The sequence below is a fragment of the Zymobacter sp. IVIA_12111.31 C1 genome, from assembly GCF_047495495.1.
Classification (GTDB): domain Bacteria; phylum Pseudomonadota; class Gammaproteobacteria; order Pseudomonadales; family Halomonadaceae; genus Zymobacter.
Genome location: NZ_CP179930.1, coordinates 2,353,640 through 2,369,789, shown reverse-complemented (window position 1 = coordinate 2,369,789; position 16,150 = coordinate 2,353,640). Strand labels below are relative to the sequence as shown.

Here is a 16,150-nt window from a genome sequence, read left to right as displayed (position 1 = left end):
GGTAAATATTTTGATACGGTACATATCAATAAATGGTGGTCTTATAGGCCGCCTTTTATTGATATTATTCGATTATAACAGTACCGATTTGATCAACTTATAGTGTGCCCTCTGTGTGTTTGACCTCATCGGTATTTGGGTGCACTATTTCGACGCTTTTAATAATTTACTGCTTACTATCTGGAAATGGGGGAAACAATGCAACTGGCATTCATATGGCCTATTCTGTTGAAAATACTGTTGGAGCTTGTCGTTGTTACCATTGTCTTAACTCGTTTGGTTCCTGTCAGAAAAGGGCTGTCCTGGACAGTTCTAGTGGCAATATCGGCCGCACTGATAAGTGATGTTGCGGAATTCATCACAATAACGCTAGTGTCTTATGGGTCTTATGAATCTCATAGGTTCATCATTCTCTATATGATTAATGGCATCATTTTTATGGCTGCTCAGGTCATATTTTGGGTACTTCTCGCTGTATTCATCTATCAGGTAGTTAAGGCGCTTACTCATAAAGGCAAAGCAGTGTCGGCGTCGGAAGCGTTGGCGGAAGAGCCATCAGTAAAAAGCGGACGTGGCAGCCTCATTCTGACCTTCGGCATCCTAGGGCTGTTGATGTTCTGGCCACTAGGTCTTGCTGCTTGGATCATGGGGGCATCCGATTTAGGCAAGGCACATAGCAGCGTGACGTTCAGCGATAAGAATATGGTCAAGACTCGTTATGGCATGACGCTGGGGATTATTGCGACGCTGCTGCCCGTCATCTTCATTCTTGCTGTCTTTGGCATTGCGTTGCTGCGATAGGCGCTGCGTAATGCTGTGGGGTGATTGCTTGCAAGGGGGATCTCCCTTCTAATGAAAAAGCGCCCGTCTGATGATTTCAGGCGGGCGCTTTTTCATTGGTCGCATGGCAAAGTGATCAGTCGGGGTGCTTTTCCTGTGGCACCACGGCCTGATGAATTCGCAGTTCACGGTGGCGGATGCGCACGCTGCGGAACTGGGCCGCAAAGTGGTGCGCCAGCTGCTCGACCAAGTAGACCGAGCGATGCTGACCGCCGGTGCAGCCGATGGCAACGGTAAAGTAGCTGCGCTGGCTGGACAGATAGGCGGGCAGCCATTTATCTAGCCACGCGATGATGTCGTTGCGCATCGCGCTGACTTCGGGGTAGCGCTCTAGAAATTCAATGACAGGCGTGTCACGGCCGGAATAGTCGCGCAGGGTGGCATCCCAGTACGGGTTGGGAAGACAACGTACGTCGAACACCATATCGGCATCGTGCGGTACGCCGTGCTTGAAGCCAAAAGACTCGAAGCTCAGCGTCATCTGGTGGCCCGAGTGCTGGGCGACCTGCTCGGTGATACGGCGGCGCAGCTCATGTACGGACAGACTGGTCGTGTCGATCAGCAGATCAGCGATGTTGCGAATCGGGCCGAGGAACTGTTCTTCATGCTCGATCGCCTCCGAGAGTGTCATGTCGGAGTCGCGCGTCAGCGGATGGCGGCGTCGCGTCGCCGAATAGCGCTCCAGCAGTGTTTGCGTTTCGGCCGTCAGATAGACGATCTGTAGGTCGATGTCGTGCTGGCTTAGTGTGTCGATTAGCTCAGGGAGGTGGGCCAGCGCGGTCGGTAGATTGCGGGCGTCGATACTGACGGCAACGTGGCGACGTTCCGGTGACTGATGGCGCAGTTCGTCCAGCAGTGCCACCAGCAGCATGGCGGGCAGGTTGTCGATCGCGTAATAGCCGATGTCTTCCAGTGCCTGTAGCGCAATGGATTTTCCCGATCCTGATCGACCACTGATGATGATCAGCTTCATCATGAGGTAGCTCCCGGCAACAGCCATAAGGAAAATGAAGGTACCACCCGGACTGAAACGGCAGGCCATGCGGCCTCTGTTTTAGTTGCGGAAATAGCACATATCGGCGGGTTCCGCCCCGGATGAAGAAGCCCTGACAGGGTAGCATGATCGAACGTCAAAGGCCGCCATTTTACGCGGGTATTGGTCTGTATCAGGGAAATGAAAAAGGCATGCCGGAGCATGCCTTTTTTGCAAGAAGTGTCGGCGCGGAGCGCTCTGAAACCGATCAGGCGTCCAGTTCGTCAGCGGGAGCTACGCTGGCGGCGCGTTCATGAGAGTGAAGCTGCTGCTTGTCTTTCTGTTTGAGCAGCTGGCGGTCCAGCTTGTCAGCCATGGCGTCGATCGCCGCGTACATGTCGTTCAGCGTGGCTTCGCTGTGAAGCTCCGCACCCGCGGTTTTCAGGGTGCAGGCTGCCGTCTGGCGTTCCTTCTCGACGGACAGCGTCACGTGGGTCTGGATGATGCGCGCGTCATGGCGTACCAGTCGAGCGAGCTTCTGTTCGACATAGTCGCGCAGGGCAGAGGTCAGTTCGATGTGATGTCCTGTGATGTTGACCTGCATGGCACTCTCCTTCTTCGGGTGTGAGAACCGCATGGGAAGGTACCTCCTGTACGTTCCCATACTTTTCGAGTGTAGCCAAACACTGGCCTGATACCAATGTGATCCGTAATTGGCCGGAACGTTCCGTGCCGCCTGATCACATGCTGTTATCTCATCTCACGCCAGTCGCTTGCGCTCACTGGACGCTGGAATACCCATAGATTCACGATACTTCGCGACCGTGCGTCGTGCAACCGTGATGTCATCTTCGGCAAGCAGTGCCACCAGCCGAGCATCCGACAGTGGCTTATGAGGCGGCTCCTGTGCGATCAGCTTCTTCAGCTTGGCGCGGATCGCAGTGCTGGAGTGCGCATCGCCTGCCTGGCCCACATGGCTTGAGAAGAAATGCTTTAGCTCGAACAGCCCGCGTGGGGTGTGAATGTATTTCTGCGTTGTCACGCGTGAGACCGTGGACTCGTGCAGCCCGACCACTTCCGCGATGTCGGCCAGCACTAACGGCTTCATTGCTTCTTCACCATGGTCAAGGAACGCATGCTGGCGACGGATGATCTCTCGTCCCACCTTGAGCAGGGTGTCGTTGCGACTGCTCAGGCTTTTCATCAGCCAGCGTGCTTCCTGCAAGTGATGACGCAGGAACTGATTGCCTTCGCTGCGATCGCCGCGCCGGATCAGGTGCACGTACTCATCGTGCAGCGACACGCGGGGCAGCGCGAGCGGATTTAGCTCGACTTCACCGCCCTGGCGTGGGTGCCGACGCAGCACCAGATCCGGAATGACGTAGTTGTCCGTTTCGCTGCTGTAGAGCCGACCTGGGGCCGGATCCAGCCGTCGGATCATCGCGATGATCTCATCAAGTGATTCATCGTCCAGCGTGAGCCGACGCTTGAGCCGTTTGAAGTCGTGCGCGGCCAGAATCTCTAGGAACTGGCGCACCAAACGCCGAGCCTGTGGCAGCAGCGGTGTATCGCTGGGCAGCGTGTTGAGCTGTAGTAGCAGGCATTCGGACAGATCGCGGGCGAAAACGCCGGTCGGTTCGAGCTGTTGCAGCTGGCCGAGCACCGTGTGCATGTCGGTATCGCTAACCGGTTCGCGCAACTGGGCATTGAGACCATCGCGCAGTTCGTTCAGCGGCTGGCTCAGATAGCCGCGCTCATCGAGGGCGTCGATAAGCGCATCGGCAATGAGCTGCTGCTGATCATTGAGCGGCAGCAGCGAGGCCTGACGATACAGCACGTCCTTGAGCGTTTCTTCACGTGCATTGCGTTCGATATCGGGGCCTTCGGTACCGCCAGATGACGGCGCCGTTGGATTGATCAGCCCCTCGGCCAGCATGCCCTCACGCTCTTCGTCGATGCCCGCATCGTCGAACGACTCTTCGCTGTCCGTATTCTCGGCAGCGCTCCAATCATCTTCGAGTGCGAGTTCGTACGCGTCGTCGAAGGTATCAACGAGCATCAGCATGGGGTTGTGCTCTACGGCCAACTCAATCTCACGGCGGAGGTCGAGTGTCGAAAGCTGCAGCAGGTGAATGGCCTGCTGTAATTGTGGCGTCATCGTGAGGTGAGCGCCGATATTGAGTTGCAGAGAGGGTGTCATCATTGTTGTAGCAACCTGGGCGATATCACCAATACGATTCTTACGCTATATCGCTTCGCGCTGCGGATGCAAGCCCCCTCTCTTAAATTCCGGCAAGAAACATGCCAGCTTGCCGGTAAAGAGGGTGATCTCCTTGATCGTCAGACAGATAGAACGGGATATCCATTCTGAACGATGGCTGAAAGGCTTTCAAAAAGGAACGAGATAGCAGCAGGAGGGCATGATGCATTGGTCGAGCAGGGATTGATTCCTAGGCAAAGCCCTTTTATACGTGAGGGTACACAAAGATACAGGTGAGGTGGAAACCCAACCACGATCTGGCTTGGGGCTTCCTTGACTCAATAAAATGCCCACAGTACCCCTGGAGGTGCAGCATGACTATCGACCGTAATGACCCACGTTCCCAGCAACCCGTCGACCTGTCCGATCAAAGTGCGCTGGATCGCGTGCTGACGGCATGTGAAGTCGAACTGAGCAACGAGCACCGCAAGCAGCTGCGCCGCTTTGCACTGGAATACGATGAGATCAATGATGGCAAGGTGCCGACGTTTGCGGAGTTGGTCACCTTTGCGCGCCCCCGCCTGCTGCCTTCCGAAGGCTGAGCGAGAGCGTACACCCCATATGCATAAGCGCTGCCGCCCGATCGTACGTGGTGATCGGGCGGCAGCGCTTATGGTCTGACGAGAGAGGGCGGCTACAGCTGGAATTCGTGACCCAGATACACGTCGCGGACGTGCTGGTTGGCCAAGATGGTATCGGCATCGCCTTCGGCAATGATCTTGCCATCGCCCACGATGTAAGCGTTGTTGCAGATATCCAGCGTTTCGCGCACGTTGTGATCGGTAATCAGGATGCCGATGCCGCGGTCGCGCAGCTGGCGAATGATGTCCTTGATTTCACCCACCGAGATGGGGTCAACGCCCGCGAACGGTTCATCAAGCAGAATGAACGCAGGGTCCATGGCCAGTGCGCGCGCGATCTCGACGCGGCGACGCTCCCCCCCGGACAGGCTCATCCCCATATTGTCGCGGATATGCGTAATGCTGAATTCCTTCAGCAGCGCATCCAGATGCTCGTGGCGCTGCTGACGCGTAAGGTCCTTGCGTGTTTCCAGGATCGCCAGAATGTTATCTGCCACCGACAGCTTGCGGAAGATCGACGCTTCCTGCGGCAGGTAGCCAATGCCCGCGCGTGCGCGTTCATGCATCGGGCGGCGCGACAGGTCTACATCGTCGATGCGCACTTCGCCAGCGTCGGCCTGTATAAGTCCGACGATCATGTAGAACGATGTGGTCTTGCCAGCACCGTTGGGGCCGAGCAGGCCGACGATCTCACCTTGCGAAATGGAGAGACTGATATCTTGCACGACGCGGCGTTTCTTGAAGCTTTTGGCCAGATGCGTTGCGTAGAGGGTCTTCATCGCGGGCTTAATTCCTTGAGACTACCAGCAGGCATTGGCCGGGTAGTGCCGGTCAACGCCGTGTGTACATGCCGGCGCGTACGGCCGGCCTGAATGACATGCCCGCGCTGGAGCATATCGTACTCGTGACGATCAGCGGGCATCCGGTGAAATGGTCATTTCGATGCGGCCACTGCCCGTATTGTTCTTGCCTGCCCCTTGCGCTTGTACCTGACGGGTATTCATGAAGTACTGCACATAGGCACCCGTGAAGGTGTCGGTGCCGCGGTGAAGCTCGGCATGACCGATCAGCTCGACCTTGCGGCTGTCAGCACTGTAGACGATGGTGTCACCCCAGCCCTTGACCAGACCTTCCTGTGGGCTTGGTTTCTGCTCGATATAGGCACGCTTGCCTTTGCCCGTTGCGCGCATGGTCGACAGACCGCCAGCGGCGCTACGGGTCAGCACGACCTGATCGGCATCCAGCTTCATGCTGCCCTGTTCGATATGCACGGTACCGCTGTAGATGGCTGAGCCATTGCGGTCGTCGAGCTGCAGTTGGCCGGCCGAGACGCGGATGGGCTGGCGAGCGTCGCTGTCCAGTGCCAGTGTGGAAGTGGTGGTCAGGCCAGCGGCAATGCCGACGGCGGCCATCAATGGGGTCAACCAACGAATGGACATGAAGTCATTCCTCGAAACATCAGATTCATGGGGCGTCAGCGGTATCGGTGTCCGATGAGGCCTGGCGTGCGGTCGGGGGAATGACCCCCTGGACGTTGCCGGTCAGTGTAACGGTCTTCGGCGTCAGTAGCGCTTCGAAACGGTCGCTGCGCATAGTTTGATCCGCTTGAAAGAAGCGGGAATCGGTGTCGCTCCAGATCTTGTCTTGGCCGCGGTCGTAGTTCAGCGTGGCCGTCTCCAGCCGCCACTGTTCGCTGGGCGCAACGGCCTTGGCATTGCCCGACAGCGTGATGCGGGTGCCGTCTTCGGTCATCGTGGCCTGCTGGCCGGAAATGTTCCATAGCCGTGCCGCATCGTCCACGATGTCGATGCGCGGATCGGTGGCCGTGGTCTGTTGCGCGTCAGGCATATGTGCCACGTGCGGTGAGGTCATGCTCTGGTAGCGTTTCCCCTGCGCATCGAAGCGCACAAAGTTGGCCTGTTCAAGAACATAGTCAGGCTGCCCCTCGGGGACGGAGGGCAGTTGGCTCTCCTGTGTGCCTGAGTTGAACTGATCGACGAAGGCCAGCACGATGCCGACCAGCACGATCACAAACAGGATGACCACGCGAGTGGTGTTGTCACGAATCCAGCGTATCATCAAAAATCCTTGCAACAGTGACAGCGTAGACGGCCCTATCGACCGCTTCCTGACTTAAGGTATCGGTCAGGATATCGGCGCTGTCCAATCGGCTTAACCGGAAAAGTCGGGCACCTTCTTCTCGGCGCTCTTGCCTGCATAGCGCGCCATGATACCTTCCCAATGACCCTGTGCCTGCAGTAGAAGTTCACATAATTCGCGTACGGCACCGTCTCCGCCCGCACGCCCCGTGACGTGATCGGCTGTCTCGCGCACATAGCTAGGGGCGTTCGGTACGCTGATACCCAGCCCCGCGCTAACGATAGCTCCTATATCCGGCAAATCATCGCCGCAGTAGGCACAGGCCGAAAGGGGCAGCCCCAGCTGATCGGCCAGCGCCTTGAGGGCGGTGCCTTTGTCGTGACGGCCTTGTTCGAGGTGGGTGATGCCCAACTCTTTGGCACGCAGCGTCACCATCGGCGAGCAGCGCCCGGTGATGATGCCCATCTGAATGCCGTGCTCTTCCAGAAGCTTCAGCCCGAGGCCGTCCTGCGTGTTGAACTGCTTGCTTTCCTGACCGTCTGCTTGATAGAGCAGGTGGCCATGCGTCATGACGCCATCGACGTCCAGTACCAGCAGACGGATATGGCGAGCGCGTTCGAACGCATCCGCGCTGAAAGGAGTGGAACGCTTGTCGCAGGGCAGTGGCGGCATTGAGCCGGTCGCGTGAGACATGGTGTCGTGTCCTTTGAGTGCAGAGGCGGTCATCGTGAAGGATCATCCGCCCCGTACGCAGAGTGAATGGGGAATATACATGAGGTCGGCATGAACGACGCCATGCCGACGGAAAATGACGATGCTTATACGATGCCGCTGGTCAGCAGATCCTGCAGCTTCAGCGCACCCACCAAGTGCTGAGTGCCGTCCACTACAGGTAGCGCCGTGATGCGTCGCGTTTCCATTAGACGCAGTGCTTCGGCAGCCAGCATATCGGCAGAAACGGTCAGCGGTGTACGCGTCATTACATCATCGGTGATCAACGTCGCAAAATCGGCGGCTTTATCCAGCGTTCGACGCAGATCGCCGTCGGTATAAATACCGCACAGCTGCTGGTTCTGGTCTACGATACAGGCAAATCCTAGCCCCTTGCGCGTGATCTCGAACAGTGTGTCGCGCAGCGGTGTTGCTAGCGGCACGCGCGGGATGGCTTCGCCGGTATGCATGACATCACCGACGGTTAGCAACAGTTGCTTGCCAAGGCTGCCACCCGGATGCGACAGCGCAAAATCGTTGGCGCTGAAACCGCGGGCTTCTAGCAAGGCAATGGCCAGTGCATCGCCCAGTGCGAGCGTTGCGGTTGTCGATGAGGTCGGAGCCAGATTCAGCGGACAGGCTTCCTTTTCAACACCGACGTCCAGAAACGCATCGGCATGGCGGCTCAGCGTGGAATCGCGTCGCCCCGTCATGGCAATGATCGGAACGCCCTTGCGTTTGAACAGTGGCAGCAGCGCCGTGATTTCTTGGGTCTCGCCCGAGTTCGACAGCGCAACCAGTACGTCTTCCGAGGTCATCATGCCCAGATCGCCATGACTGGCTTCCGCTGGGTGCAAGAAGAATGCCGGTGTACCCGTGCTGGCCAGCGTTGCCGCCAGTTTGCGACCGATATGGCCCGATTTGCCGATACCACTTACGACGACGCGCCCGCGACTGGCAAGAATCAGCGTGCAGGCCTTGTCGAAGTCTTCATTTAGGCGTGGTACAAGCGCGGCTATAGCCTCCTGCTCCAGCGTAAGCGTGCGGCGGGCGCTGGCCCGGAAGTCGGCTGTCGTCATGGCAATGGGTACTCGCTTGAGTGATATCGGGCGAATGGACACTATCCGTTGATAGCGCAGTACATGCGCAAGGCCGTTCTCCGTTTTCTTAGAAGATGGACGGCGACCTTAGGTGCGTATCCTGACGCAAAGCCATGCAAAGTGCACGTACCGCAGCCTCGTCCCAAAGGTGAAGGCGATCCATAGAAAACAGATCGGTTTCGGCAATATGTCAGGATAGAATACAATGTTCGATTACAGGCAGTGTGATTCCAATAGGGAATATACGCCTTCGGATAGCAGCAGCTCGGCGCGAATTGCAGGGCGTCGAGCAGGGATGTCACGGAGGGAGGCCACGGAACATCGAGCGCCACAAGCGGTCAGTTTTTCGAGCTTCTTTCCCTCAAAAGACATAGGAGAGGCATGAGTCAGACGCATCTTGTCGAGGTCAGAGACCTCCATTTTTCACGCGGAAGCCGTGCAATCTTCCAGGGCATCGACCTTGATATCGAACAAGGCAAGATCACTGCCATTATGGGGCCAAGCGGTACGGGCAAGACCACGCTGCTCAAACTGATGGGCGGCCAGCTCCAGCCCGATACGGGCACTGTTAGCATCGACGGCCAGAACGTGCATGCCCTGTCACGTCATGCTCTGTTCATGATGAGGCGCCGGATGGGCATGCTGTTTCAGAGCGGTGCACTGTTTTCCGATCTAAGCGTGTTCGAGAACGTTGCATTTCCGCTGCGCGTGCACACGCAGCTGCCTGACAGCATGATTCGCGATCAGGTATTGATGAAGCTGGAAGCCGTTGGGCTGCGCGGTGCGCGTGATCTGATGCCTTCCGAGCTGTCGGGTGGGATGACGCGGCGCGTGGCGCTGGCGCGGGCCGTTGCGTTGGATCCTGACCTCATCATGTACGATGAGCCGTTCGTCGGACAGGACCCTATTTCCAAAGGGGTGCTGGTTAAACTGATCCACGATCTGAACAAGGCGTTCGGTGCGACCTCCGTCATCGTGTCGCACGACATCACCGAAACGCTATCGATTGCCGATTATGTGTATGTGATCGCCAATGGGCAGGTGATGGCCCACGGAACGCCCGAAGCCTTGAATCTGGAGGCGGACCCGCGGGTCGATCAATTCATGCATGGCCGTCCTGATGGGCCGGTGCCGTTTCATTATCCGGCACCTGGCTTCCGTGACGACATGCTCGACGCAGGGGAGAAGGTCTGATGATGAAGCGCATAGAGGCGCTGGGGCGCGGCGTCATCTCGCTGATAACCGCGCTGGGCCGTGCGGCCATCTTCCTGATGCAGTCGCTGGTCGGGCTGCCACACCGAGAATCGTTTCGGCTGTGGCTGCGCCAGATGTATTTCGTCGGGGTGCTGTCGCTGCCGATTATTCTGGTTTCTGCACTGTTCATCGGGATGGTCATTGCACTGCAAGGCCATATGATCCTGATCAGCTTCGGTGCTGAAGCGGCGCTGGGTCAGATGGTGGCGCTTTCGCTGCTGCGCGAACTGGCACCCGTGGTGGCAGCGTTGCTGTTTGCCGGACGTGCCGGTTCGGCGCTCACCGCAGAAATCGGTTTGATGAAGGCCACCGAACAGCTCAGCAGTATGGAAATGATCGGGGTGGATCCGCTGCGTCGGGTCATCTCGCCACGCTTCTGGGCGGGGCTGATTTCGATGCCACTGCTGAGCATCATCTTCGCCGTGGTTGGTATCTATGGCGGCTATTTGGTGGGTGTGCAGTGGCTGGGTGGTTATTCGGGCGCGTTCTGGGGCAACATGCAGAGCAGCGTCGACTTCATGCACGATATCGTGCGCGGAGTGCTGGTCAAGAGCGTGGTGTTTGGCGCGGTCATCACTTGGATCGCCGTCTTTCAGGGCTATGACCTTGTGCCCACGTCCGAAGGTATTTCCCGTGCCACTACGCGTACGGTTGTCTACGGGTCACTGGCGGTGCTGGGACTCGACTTCCTGTTGACCGCACTGATGTTTGGAGATTTCGCATGAAACAACGTACAGGATGGCTCGAGTGTAGCGTAGGGCTTTTCGTACTGGCGGCGTTTGCCGGCCTGATCTATCTGGGGCTGCAGGTCAGTGGCCTGACCCCGACCTCGAACAAGCAGGACTATACGGTAGCGGCTAGCTTCCACGATATCGGCTCGTTGCGCCCGCGTGCACGTGTCACCATCGCGGGGATGACCATCGGTCACGTCAGCGATATCAGTTTGGTCAGCGATAATGACGACTTCCGTACCCGCGTCACGATGAAGCTCGATAACAGTTTGATAGGCAAGTTGGGCACCGACAGTTCTGTCATGATTCAGACCCAAGGGCTGCTGGGGGATCAGTATTTAGCGATTCAGCCGATTCGTTTAGATGATGCGACGATTCCGAACGGTGGTGAAATCAAGGATGTTCAGGATGCCATCGTGCTGGAAAAACTGATCCAGCAGGTCGTGAGTAGCCTGACGTCAGGCGCGAGCAAAGGTGGCAGTGCCGCTACCGGTAGCGCGCAGCAGTAAAGGGCTTCATGGGCGACGTGCGGGGAGCGCGGCGTGCATGTCAGTTGAACGGCCCGACTGTGTTACTGTCTCAACCTGATGGATTGCAGGGATATCAATGGACTGAGGAATCACTTGATTCCTCACCTATTAAAATAGAGGTAAAGGATATGGCGTCACTTACTATGATCAAGCGTGGCATGGCCGCTTTGGCCGGCATGATGCTGCTGTTCGGTATGGCGATCAGCATGACTGCGCAGGCCGCCGACGACCAGCAGGCGCTGCAGATCGTCACCCAGCGTATCGACCAGCTGAAACAGAAAGTCGATGGGCGCAGTGCCTATTACCGCCAGCATCAGGGCGAACTCCGTCAGCTGCTCGAACAGACCATCGTGCCGGTCGCGGATTTCCCGTACATTTCTGCCCGCGTGATGGGGCCGTACTACCGCGGCGCTTCCGTGCAGCAGCGGGCCGACTTTGCGAAGTCGTTCCAGAATTCCGCACTGGATACCCTGACGCAAGGGTTGGTTAGCTTCGATTATGAATCGCTTAACGTCGCTTCATCGGCGCTCCGCTCTCGCTACGATGATCAGGTCGACGTGGCGCTGGACGTGACGTCCGGTGACGGCAAACATTACCCTGTATCGTTCACCATGGGCGTGCGCAACGGCGAATGGAAGGTGATCAACGTGATCGTCAATGGCATCAACTTGGGCCTGACCTTCCGCAACCAGTTCGATCAGTCCATGCGTCAGAACGGTAACAACTACGATACCGTCATCTCCCATTGGGACAGCGGTCAGGCACTGAACGAAGTGCAGAGCCAGCAGTCCAAATAGGAACGGTGCCGATGAACGCTCAGGCGACAATGGAACAGGGACAGGTCACGATGGATGCTGGGCGGCAGGTGCTCAGTCTTCAAGGACCGGTCTCGTTCGATACGGCGGCACTGCTGGCTGACGAAGGCCGCCGGCTGCTGAAGCAGGTAGCCCCGGAAACGGCGGTGTCAATCGACGCGCGCGGTGTACAGCACTCCAGTAGTGCTACGCTGACCGTAGTGCTGGAATGGTGGCGTGCACTCAATGCACGACAGCTACGGCTGAAGGATGTCCTTCTTCCCGAACAGATGCGGCCGCTGGTGGCGCTTTCGGGGCTGAACCGGATTCTTCCCGAACGCTGACAGACCAAAGCAGCATGAGCGGGGGCTGGGCACGCAATCGCGCCTGGCCCCCGTTTTCGTTTATCATGCCGGCAATAGTGGGTTTTGCGCATGCGCTGCCCGCCTGATTTTCTGTTACTGCTGCAAGGAATTTGACTACCATGCGACCCGAAGACGTCAAAGCGCTGCTCGAAGAGCGCGTCGAAGGCTGTACCTTCGTTATCGAAGGCGAAGGCTGCAATTTCCAGGTGACCGCCATCGGCGAGCGGTTCGGTGACCTGTCGCGCCTGAAGCGTCAGCAGCTGATTAACAGTGCTCTGAGCGATGAAATCGCGAGCGGCGCTCTCCACGCCCTCTCGATTAAGACTTTCACGCCGACACAGTGGGCAGAATTGAACGCCTGATGTGTGGGGCCCCATTTAGAACGGGAGCAGGATTGCTACTCGTTCTCGAACGATATTTCCGTTTCAGGATTTAATGCATGGACAAGTTGATCATTACTGGCGGCCAGCCGTTGAACGGTGAGGTATGGACCTCCGGCGCCAAGAACGCAGCACTGCCGATTCTGGCCGCGACCTTGCTGACCAAGGATCGGATCACCATAAGCAACTTGCCTCATCTGCAGGACATTACGACGACCCTGGAGCTGCTGGGCTGCATGGGCATTGAGCCCGTGATGGAAGAAAAGATGTGCATCCAGCTGGGCGGAGCGGTCAACCACTGCCACGCGCCGTATGATCTGGTCAAGAAGATGCGCGCCTCCATCCTCGTGCTGGGGCCGCTGCTGGCGCACTACGGCGAAGCGGACGTATCGCTGCCGGGCGGCTGTGCCATCGGCAGCCGTCCCGTTGATATCCACATCCATGGCCTTGAAGCCATGGGCGCGGATATCACCGTTGAGAACGGCTATATCCGTGCACGTGCCGATCGCCTCAAAGGGGCTCGCATCGTCATGGACGTGCCGTCCGTCACCGGTACCGAAAACCTGCTGATGGCCGCAACGCTGGCAGACGGCACTACCGTGCTTGAAAACGCTGCGCGCGAGCCGGAAATCGTCGACTTGGCCGAGTGCCTTATTGCGATGGGCGCCAAGATCACCGGTCATGGCTCTAGCACCATCACCATCGAAGGCGTCGATGCGCTGCACGGCTGCAAATACGCGGTCATGCCTGACCGTATCGAAAGCGGCACGTTCTTGGTGGCGGCCGCCGCCACGCGTGGCCGCGTACTGGTGCGCGATGCGCGTGCCGATACGCTGGAAGCGGTTCTGGTCAAGCTGGAAGAAGCGGGTGCCCATATTGAAGTGAACGAGCAAGGCATCCTGCTCGACATGAAGGGGCAACGTCCCAAGGCCGTTAGTCTGCGCACTGCACCGTATCCGGCATTCCCGACCGACATGCAGGCTCAGTTCGTGGCTCTGAATGCGGTTGCGGAAGGGCACTCCCGCGTGATCGAAACCATCTTCGAGAACCGTTTCATGCACGTGCAGGAACTCTGCCGCATGGGCGCCGACATCGCGCTGGAAGGCAATACAGCGATCATTAACGGTGTCGAGAAGCTGTCTGGCGCTCCGGTCATGGCGACTGACCTGCGTGCCTCCGCGAGTCTCGTCATTGCCGCGCTGACGGCAGAAGGGGAAACCGTGGTCGATCGCATCTATCACATCGACCGTGGTTACGAGTGCATCGAGGAAAAATTGCGCATGCTGGGGGCGCATATCCGTCGCACTGCGGGTTGAGCCTAGTTAACATTACCTGTAGAAAGGAAAGAGCCCGGCCATTCGCCGGGCTCTTTCATTCGGGAACCGGGCACGTACTGGAAAAGAAGAGACACAATTACAAATGAGCAGACCACTGATCATTGCCTTGTCCAAAGGCCGCATTCTCAAGGAAACCCTCCCCCTGCTGGCCGAGGCGGGCGTTCACTTGGCAGAACCGCTGGAAGGTAGCCGCAAGCTACTGTTCGATACCCAGCAGGACGACGTCAAGATCATCGTGATTCGTGCTACCGATGTGCCGACCTACGTCCAGCTAGGCGCTGCCGATATCGGCGTGGCGGGCAAGGACGTGCTGCTTGAGCACGGTTCAGAGGGCGTTTATGAACCAATCGACCTCGATATCGCTTGCTGCAAGCTGATGACAGCGGGCATGGTTGGGCATGAAAACCCGCGTCATAGCCGCCGCCGTGTGGCCACCAAGTTCGTCAATATTGCTCGCGATTACTATGCGCGTCAGGGCATCCAAGCCGACATCATCAAGCTGTACGGCGCGATGGAGCTGGCCCCGATCATGAACTTGGCCGATGAGATCGTCGATATCGTCGATACCGGTAATACGCTGCGGGCCAACGGCATGGAACCGCGCGAATTGATTACCGAAATCAGCACGCGACTAATTGTCAATAAAGCATCGATGACCATGAATCACGGGCGCTTGCAGCCTATCATTGATAATCTGCGTCAAGTAGTAGCTGCACGTCGCCGCGAAGAGGTGTTAGATTCATAAAGAAGCGTTAATGCCTTAAAGAAAAGCGCTTTTGCTGCAATACCCATAACCATAATCAATGTACAGCGATATAGAGGTAAGACGACATGAATAGTGACGGTCAGGATATGCGAGGCCCGGTAAGACTGGATTCCCGCGATGCCGATTTTGATGCTCGTATGGATGCTTTGTTGGCATGGGAAGGTGTTTCCGATGCCAATATTCAGAAAAGCGTCGATGACATCATTCATGCCGTACGACACCGGGGTGACGATGCTCTGGTCGAGTTCTCTCGTCGTTTTGACCACGTCAGCGCTAACAGCATGAGCGACCTGATGCTGGACGTCGATCGCCTTGCCGCGGCTTACCGCAATCTGCCCGAAGAACAGCGTCAGGCGCTCGATGCATCGGCAGAACGCATTCGTGCCTACCACGAACACCAGCGTACCGAAGGGTGGCAGTACACCGAAGCGGACGGCACCGTGCTGGGCCAGAAAGTGACACCGCTGGACAGCGTGGGTGTTTACGTGCCCGGCGGGAAAGCGGCTTATCCGTCATCCGTGTTGATGAACGTCATGCCTGCTCACGTGGCTGGTGTTTCCGAGTTGGTGATGGTTGTGCCGACGCCTAATGACGAAGTCAACGAGCTGGTATTGGCCGCCGCCTACGTTTCCGGCGTGACCAAGGTCTTTGCCATTGGTGGTGCTCAGGCTGTTGCAGCCTTGGCATACGGTACCGAAACCGTGCCGCGCGTCGACAAAATCGTTGGCCCGGGCAACATCTATGTGGCGACGGCCAAACGCGCCGTATTCGGTCAGTGCGGTATCGACATGATCGCAGGCCCGTCCGAAATCCTCGTGGTGTCCGATGGCGGTACTGATCCTGACTGGTTGGCCATGGACCTGTTCTCGCAGGCTGAGCACGACGAGCTGGCGCAGGCCATCTTTATCAGCTGGGATGATGCGCACATCGACGCCGTCGAGAAGAGCATCTACAAGCAGCTGCCGACCATGCCGCGTAAACAGATCATCTCTACATCGCTGGGCGATCGCGGAGCACTGATCAAGGTGGCAGACAAGGAAGAGGCTATCCAGCTGATCAACCGCATTGCGCCGGAGCACCTTGAACTGTCTGTCGAAGACCCTGACGAGTGGCTGGGCAGCATTCGTCATGCTGGGGCCATCTTCATGGGCCGCTATACGGCGGAAGCGCTGGGCGACTACTGTGCGGGACCGAACCACGTTCTGCCGACATCCGGTACGGCGCGCTTCTCTTCGCCGCTGAGCGTATACGACTTCCAGAAACGCTCTTCCATCATCAAGTGTTCTGCAGAAGGTGCGGATAAGCTAGGACGTATCGCATCGGTCATGGCGCACGGTGAATCGCTGACGGCACACGCCCGTTCTGCTGAAAACCGTCTCAAACGCTGAGCGTTTCGTAGTGCATGCAACAAGGCCTCCCAATGGGAGG

19 protein-coding genes are annotated in these 16,150 nt (G+C 57.6%); 11 read left to right on the top strand and 8 right to left on the bottom strand.

The genetic code is table 11. The features are described from left to right. The first annotated feature begins 198 nt into the window (after nucleotides 1–198). Entirely contained in the window at nucleotides 199–801 is a 603-nt protein-coding gene (locus ACMHYW_RS10670; protein ID WP_414499895.1) for a hypothetical protein, read from the top strand. A gap of 115 nt (nucleotides 802–916) precedes the next feature. On the opposite strand, the gene rapZ is transcribed toward ACMHYW_RS10670, so the two are convergent. The 3 genes from rapZ to ACMHYW_RS10655 form a co-directional block, all read right to left on the bottom strand. Beyond that, the gene (gene rapZ / locus ACMHYW_RS10665) at nucleotides 917–1,813 is read right to left on the bottom strand and encodes an RNase adapter RapZ (protein WP_414501505.1); all 897 of its coding nucleotides are present in this window, start codon (nucleotides 1,811–1,813) and stop codon (nucleotides 917–919) included. Nucleotides 1,814–2,081: 268 nt separating this feature from the next. Then, nucleotides 2,082–2,417, bottom strand: coding sequence for a ribosome hibernation-promoting factor, HPF/YfiA family (gene hpf, locus ACMHYW_RS10660; RefSeq protein WP_027705897.1), 336 nt, complete (start codon nucleotides 2,415–2,417; stop codon nucleotides 2,082–2,084). Between the two features lie 156 nt (nucleotides 2,418–2,573). Further along, nucleotides 2,574–4,016: an RNA polymerase factor sigma-54 gene (locus ACMHYW_RS10655; protein WP_414499894.1), complete on the bottom strand. Its 1,443-nt coding sequence runs from the start codon at nucleotides 4,014–4,016 to the stop codon at nucleotides 2,574–2,576. Nucleotides 4,017–4,387: 371 nt separating this feature from the next. Here ACMHYW_RS10655 and ACMHYW_RS10650 point away from each other — a divergent pair, with 371 nt between their 5' ends. Beyond that, on the top strand, nucleotides 4,388–4,615 hold the full coding sequence (locus ACMHYW_RS10650) for a hypothetical protein (RefSeq protein ID WP_414499893.1): 228 nt from the start codon (nucleotides 4,388–4,390) through the stop codon (nucleotides 4,613–4,615). Between the two features lie 92 nt (nucleotides 4,616–4,707). On the opposite strand, the gene lptB is transcribed toward ACMHYW_RS10650, so the two are convergent. The 5 genes from lptB to ACMHYW_RS10625 form a co-directional block, all read right to left on the bottom strand. After that, on the bottom strand, nucleotides 4,708–5,433 hold the full coding sequence (gene lptB / locus ACMHYW_RS10645; RefSeq protein ID WP_027705900.1) for an LPS export ABC transporter ATP-binding protein: 726 nt from the start codon (nucleotides 5,431–5,433) through the stop codon (nucleotides 4,708–4,710). Between the two features lie 132 nt (nucleotides 5,434–5,565). Then, nucleotides 5,566–6,093: a lipopolysaccharide transport periplasmic protein LptA gene (gene lptA / locus ACMHYW_RS10640; protein WP_414499892.1), complete on the bottom strand. Its 528-nt coding sequence runs from the start codon at nucleotides 6,091–6,093 to the stop codon at nucleotides 5,566–5,568. A gap of 25 nt (nucleotides 6,094–6,118) precedes the next feature. Next, entirely contained in the window at nucleotides 6,119–6,733 is a 615-nt protein-coding gene (gene lptC / locus ACMHYW_RS10635; RefSeq protein ID WP_414499891.1) for an LPS export ABC transporter periplasmic protein LptC, read from the bottom strand. 93 nt (nucleotides 6,734–6,826) lie between these two features. Next, nucleotides 6,827–7,447 carry a KdsC family phosphatase gene (locus ACMHYW_RS10630; protein ID WP_414499890.1) on the bottom strand — a complete coding sequence of 207 codons (621 nt, stop codon included), beginning with the start codon at nucleotides 7,445–7,447 and terminating at the stop codon, nucleotides 6,827–6,829. A 125-nt stretch (nucleotides 7,448–7,572) separates the two neighbouring features. Continuing rightward, complete coding sequence (locus tag ACMHYW_RS10625) at nucleotides 7,573–8,544, bottom strand: KpsF/GutQ family sugar-phosphate isomerase (protein WP_414499889.1); 972 nt, start codon at nucleotides 8,542–8,544, stop codon at nucleotides 7,573–7,575. Between the two features lie 402 nt (nucleotides 8,545–8,946). On the opposite strand from ACMHYW_RS10625, the gene ACMHYW_RS10620 reads away from it, so the two are divergent. The 9 genes from ACMHYW_RS10620 (at nucleotide 8,947) to hisD (ending at nucleotide 16,110) form a co-directional block, all read left to right on the top strand. Next, nucleotides 8,947–9,759, top strand: a complete 813-nt coding sequence (locus ACMHYW_RS10620; protein WP_414499888.1) for an ATP-binding cassette domain-containing protein — start codon at nucleotides 8,947–8,949, stop codon at nucleotides 9,757–9,759. Beyond that, nucleotides 9,759–10,544 carry a lipid asymmetry maintenance ABC transporter permease subunit MlaE gene (gene mlaE, locus ACMHYW_RS10615; protein WP_051524118.1) on the top strand — a complete coding sequence of 262 codons (786 nt, stop codon included), beginning with the start codon at nucleotides 9,759–9,761 and terminating at the stop codon, nucleotides 10,542–10,544. The genes ACMHYW_RS10620 and mlaE overlap by 1 nt, the downstream gene beginning before the upstream one ends. Next, nucleotides 10,541–11,059 carry an outer membrane lipid asymmetry maintenance protein MlaD gene (gene mlaD / locus ACMHYW_RS10610; RefSeq protein ID WP_414499887.1) on the top strand — a complete coding sequence of 173 codons (519 nt, stop codon included), beginning with the start codon at nucleotides 10,541–10,543 and terminating at the stop codon, nucleotides 11,057–11,059. Before mlaE ends, mlaD begins: the two co-directional genes overlap by 4 nt. A 149-nt stretch (nucleotides 11,060–11,208) precedes the next feature. Continuing rightward, nucleotides 11,209–11,877 (top strand): phospholipid-binding protein MlaC, encoded by a 669-nt coding sequence (locus ACMHYW_RS10605; protein WP_414499886.1) that lies wholly within the window; start codon nucleotides 11,209–11,211, stop codon nucleotides 11,875–11,877. An 11-nt stretch (nucleotides 11,878–11,888) separates the two neighbouring features. Then, nucleotides 11,889–12,218, top strand: a complete 330-nt coding sequence (locus ACMHYW_RS10600; RefSeq protein ID WP_414499885.1) for a lipid asymmetry maintenance protein MlaB — start codon at nucleotides 11,889–11,891, stop codon at nucleotides 12,216–12,218. A 140-nt stretch (nucleotides 12,219–12,358) separates the two neighbouring features. Next, nucleotides 12,359–12,601: a BolA family protein gene (locus tag ACMHYW_RS10595; RefSeq protein WP_027705906.1), complete on the top strand. Its 243-nt coding sequence runs from the start codon at nucleotides 12,359–12,361 to the stop codon at nucleotides 12,599–12,601. Nucleotides 12,602–12,678: 77 nt separating this feature from the next. Then, on the top strand, nucleotides 12,679–13,935 hold the full coding sequence (gene murA / locus ACMHYW_RS10590) for a UDP-N-acetylglucosamine 1-carboxyvinyltransferase (RefSeq protein WP_027705907.1): 1,257 nt from the start codon (nucleotides 12,679–12,681) through the stop codon (nucleotides 13,933–13,935). A gap of 103 nt (nucleotides 13,936–14,038) precedes the next feature. Beyond that, entirely contained in the window at nucleotides 14,039–14,701 is a 663-nt protein-coding gene (gene hisG / locus ACMHYW_RS10585; protein ID WP_414499884.1) for an ATP phosphoribosyltransferase, read from the top strand. A gap of 86 nt (nucleotides 14,702–14,787) precedes the next feature. Further along, nucleotides 14,788–16,110 carry a histidinol dehydrogenase gene (gene hisD, locus ACMHYW_RS10580; RefSeq protein ID WP_414499883.1) on the top strand — a complete coding sequence of 441 codons (1,323 nt, stop codon included), beginning with the start codon at nucleotides 14,788–14,790 and terminating at the stop codon, nucleotides 16,108–16,110. Nucleotides 16,111–16,150: the final 40 nt, after the last annotated feature.

What these genes read in the sequence shown, in the direction of transcription:
- ACMHYW_RS10630 (WP_414499890.1), bottom strand. Translation starts at nt 7,447, where the DNA reads ATGTCTCACGCGACCGGCTCAATGCCGCCACTGCCCTGCGACAAGCGT.
- lptA (WP_414499892.1), bottom strand. Translation starts at nt 6,093, where the DNA reads ATGTCCATTCGTTGGTTGACCCCATTGATGGCCGCCGTCGGCATTGCC.
- ACMHYW_RS10595 (WP_027705906.1), top strand. Translation starts at nt 12,359, where the DNA reads ATGCGACCCGAAGACGTCAAAGCGCTGCTCGAAGAGCGCGTCGAAGGC.
- ACMHYW_RS10605 (WP_414499886.1), top strand. Translation starts at nt 11,209, where the DNA reads ATGGCGTCACTTACTATGATCAAGCGTGGCATGGCCGCTTTGGCCGGC.
- lptB (WP_027705900.1), bottom strand. Translation starts at nt 5,433, where the DNA reads ATGAAGACCCTCTACGCAACGCATCTGGCCAAAAGCTTCAAGAAACGC.
- ACMHYW_RS10625 (WP_414499889.1), bottom strand. Translation starts at nt 8,544, where the DNA reads ATGACGACAGCCGACTTCCGGGCCAGCGCCCGCCGCACGCTTACGCTG.
- ACMHYW_RS10655 (WP_414499894.1), bottom strand. Translation starts at nt 4,016, where the DNA reads ATGATGACACCCTCTCTGCAACTCAATATCGGCGCTCACCTCACGATG.
- rapZ (WP_414501505.1), bottom strand. Translation starts at nt 1,813, where the DNA reads ATGAAGCTGATCATCATCAGTGGTCGATCAGGATCGGGAAAATCCATT.
- hpf (WP_027705897.1), bottom strand. Translation starts at nt 2,417, where the DNA reads ATGCAGGTCAACATCACAGGACATCACATCGAACTGACCTCTGCCCTG.
- hisG (WP_414499884.1), top strand. Translation starts at nt 14,039, where the DNA reads ATGAGCAGACCACTGATCATTGCCTTGTCCAAAGGCCGCATTCTCAAG.
- ACMHYW_RS10600 (WP_414499885.1), top strand. Translation starts at nt 11,889, where the DNA reads ATGAACGCTCAGGCGACAATGGAACAGGGACAGGTCACGATGGATGCT.
- lptC (WP_414499891.1), bottom strand. Translation starts at nt 6,733, where the DNA reads ATGATACGCTGGATTCGTGACAACACCACTCGCGTGGTCATCCTGTTT.
- hisD (WP_414499883.1), top strand. Translation starts at nt 14,788, where the DNA reads ATGAATAGTGACGGTCAGGATATGCGAGGCCCGGTAAGACTGGATTCC.
- mlaD (WP_414499887.1), top strand. Translation starts at nt 10,541, where the DNA reads ATGAAACAACGTACAGGATGGCTCGAGTGTAGCGTAGGGCTTTTCGTA.
- ACMHYW_RS10620 (WP_414499888.1), top strand. Translation starts at nt 8,947, where the DNA reads ATGAGTCAGACGCATCTTGTCGAGGTCAGAGACCTCCATTTTTCACGC.
- murA (WP_027705907.1), top strand. Translation starts at nt 12,679, where the DNA reads ATGGACAAGTTGATCATTACTGGCGGCCAGCCGTTGAACGGTGAGGTA.
- ACMHYW_RS10670 (WP_414499895.1), top strand. Translation starts at nt 199, where the DNA reads ATGCAACTGGCATTCATATGGCCTATTCTGTTGAAAATACTGTTGGAG.
- mlaE (WP_051524118.1), top strand. Translation starts at nt 9,759, where the DNA reads ATGATGAAGCGCATAGAGGCGCTGGGGCGCGGCGTCATCTCGCTGATA.
- ACMHYW_RS10650 (WP_414499893.1), top strand. Translation starts at nt 4,388, where the DNA reads ATGACTATCGACCGTAATGACCCACGTTCCCAGCAACCCGTCGACCTG.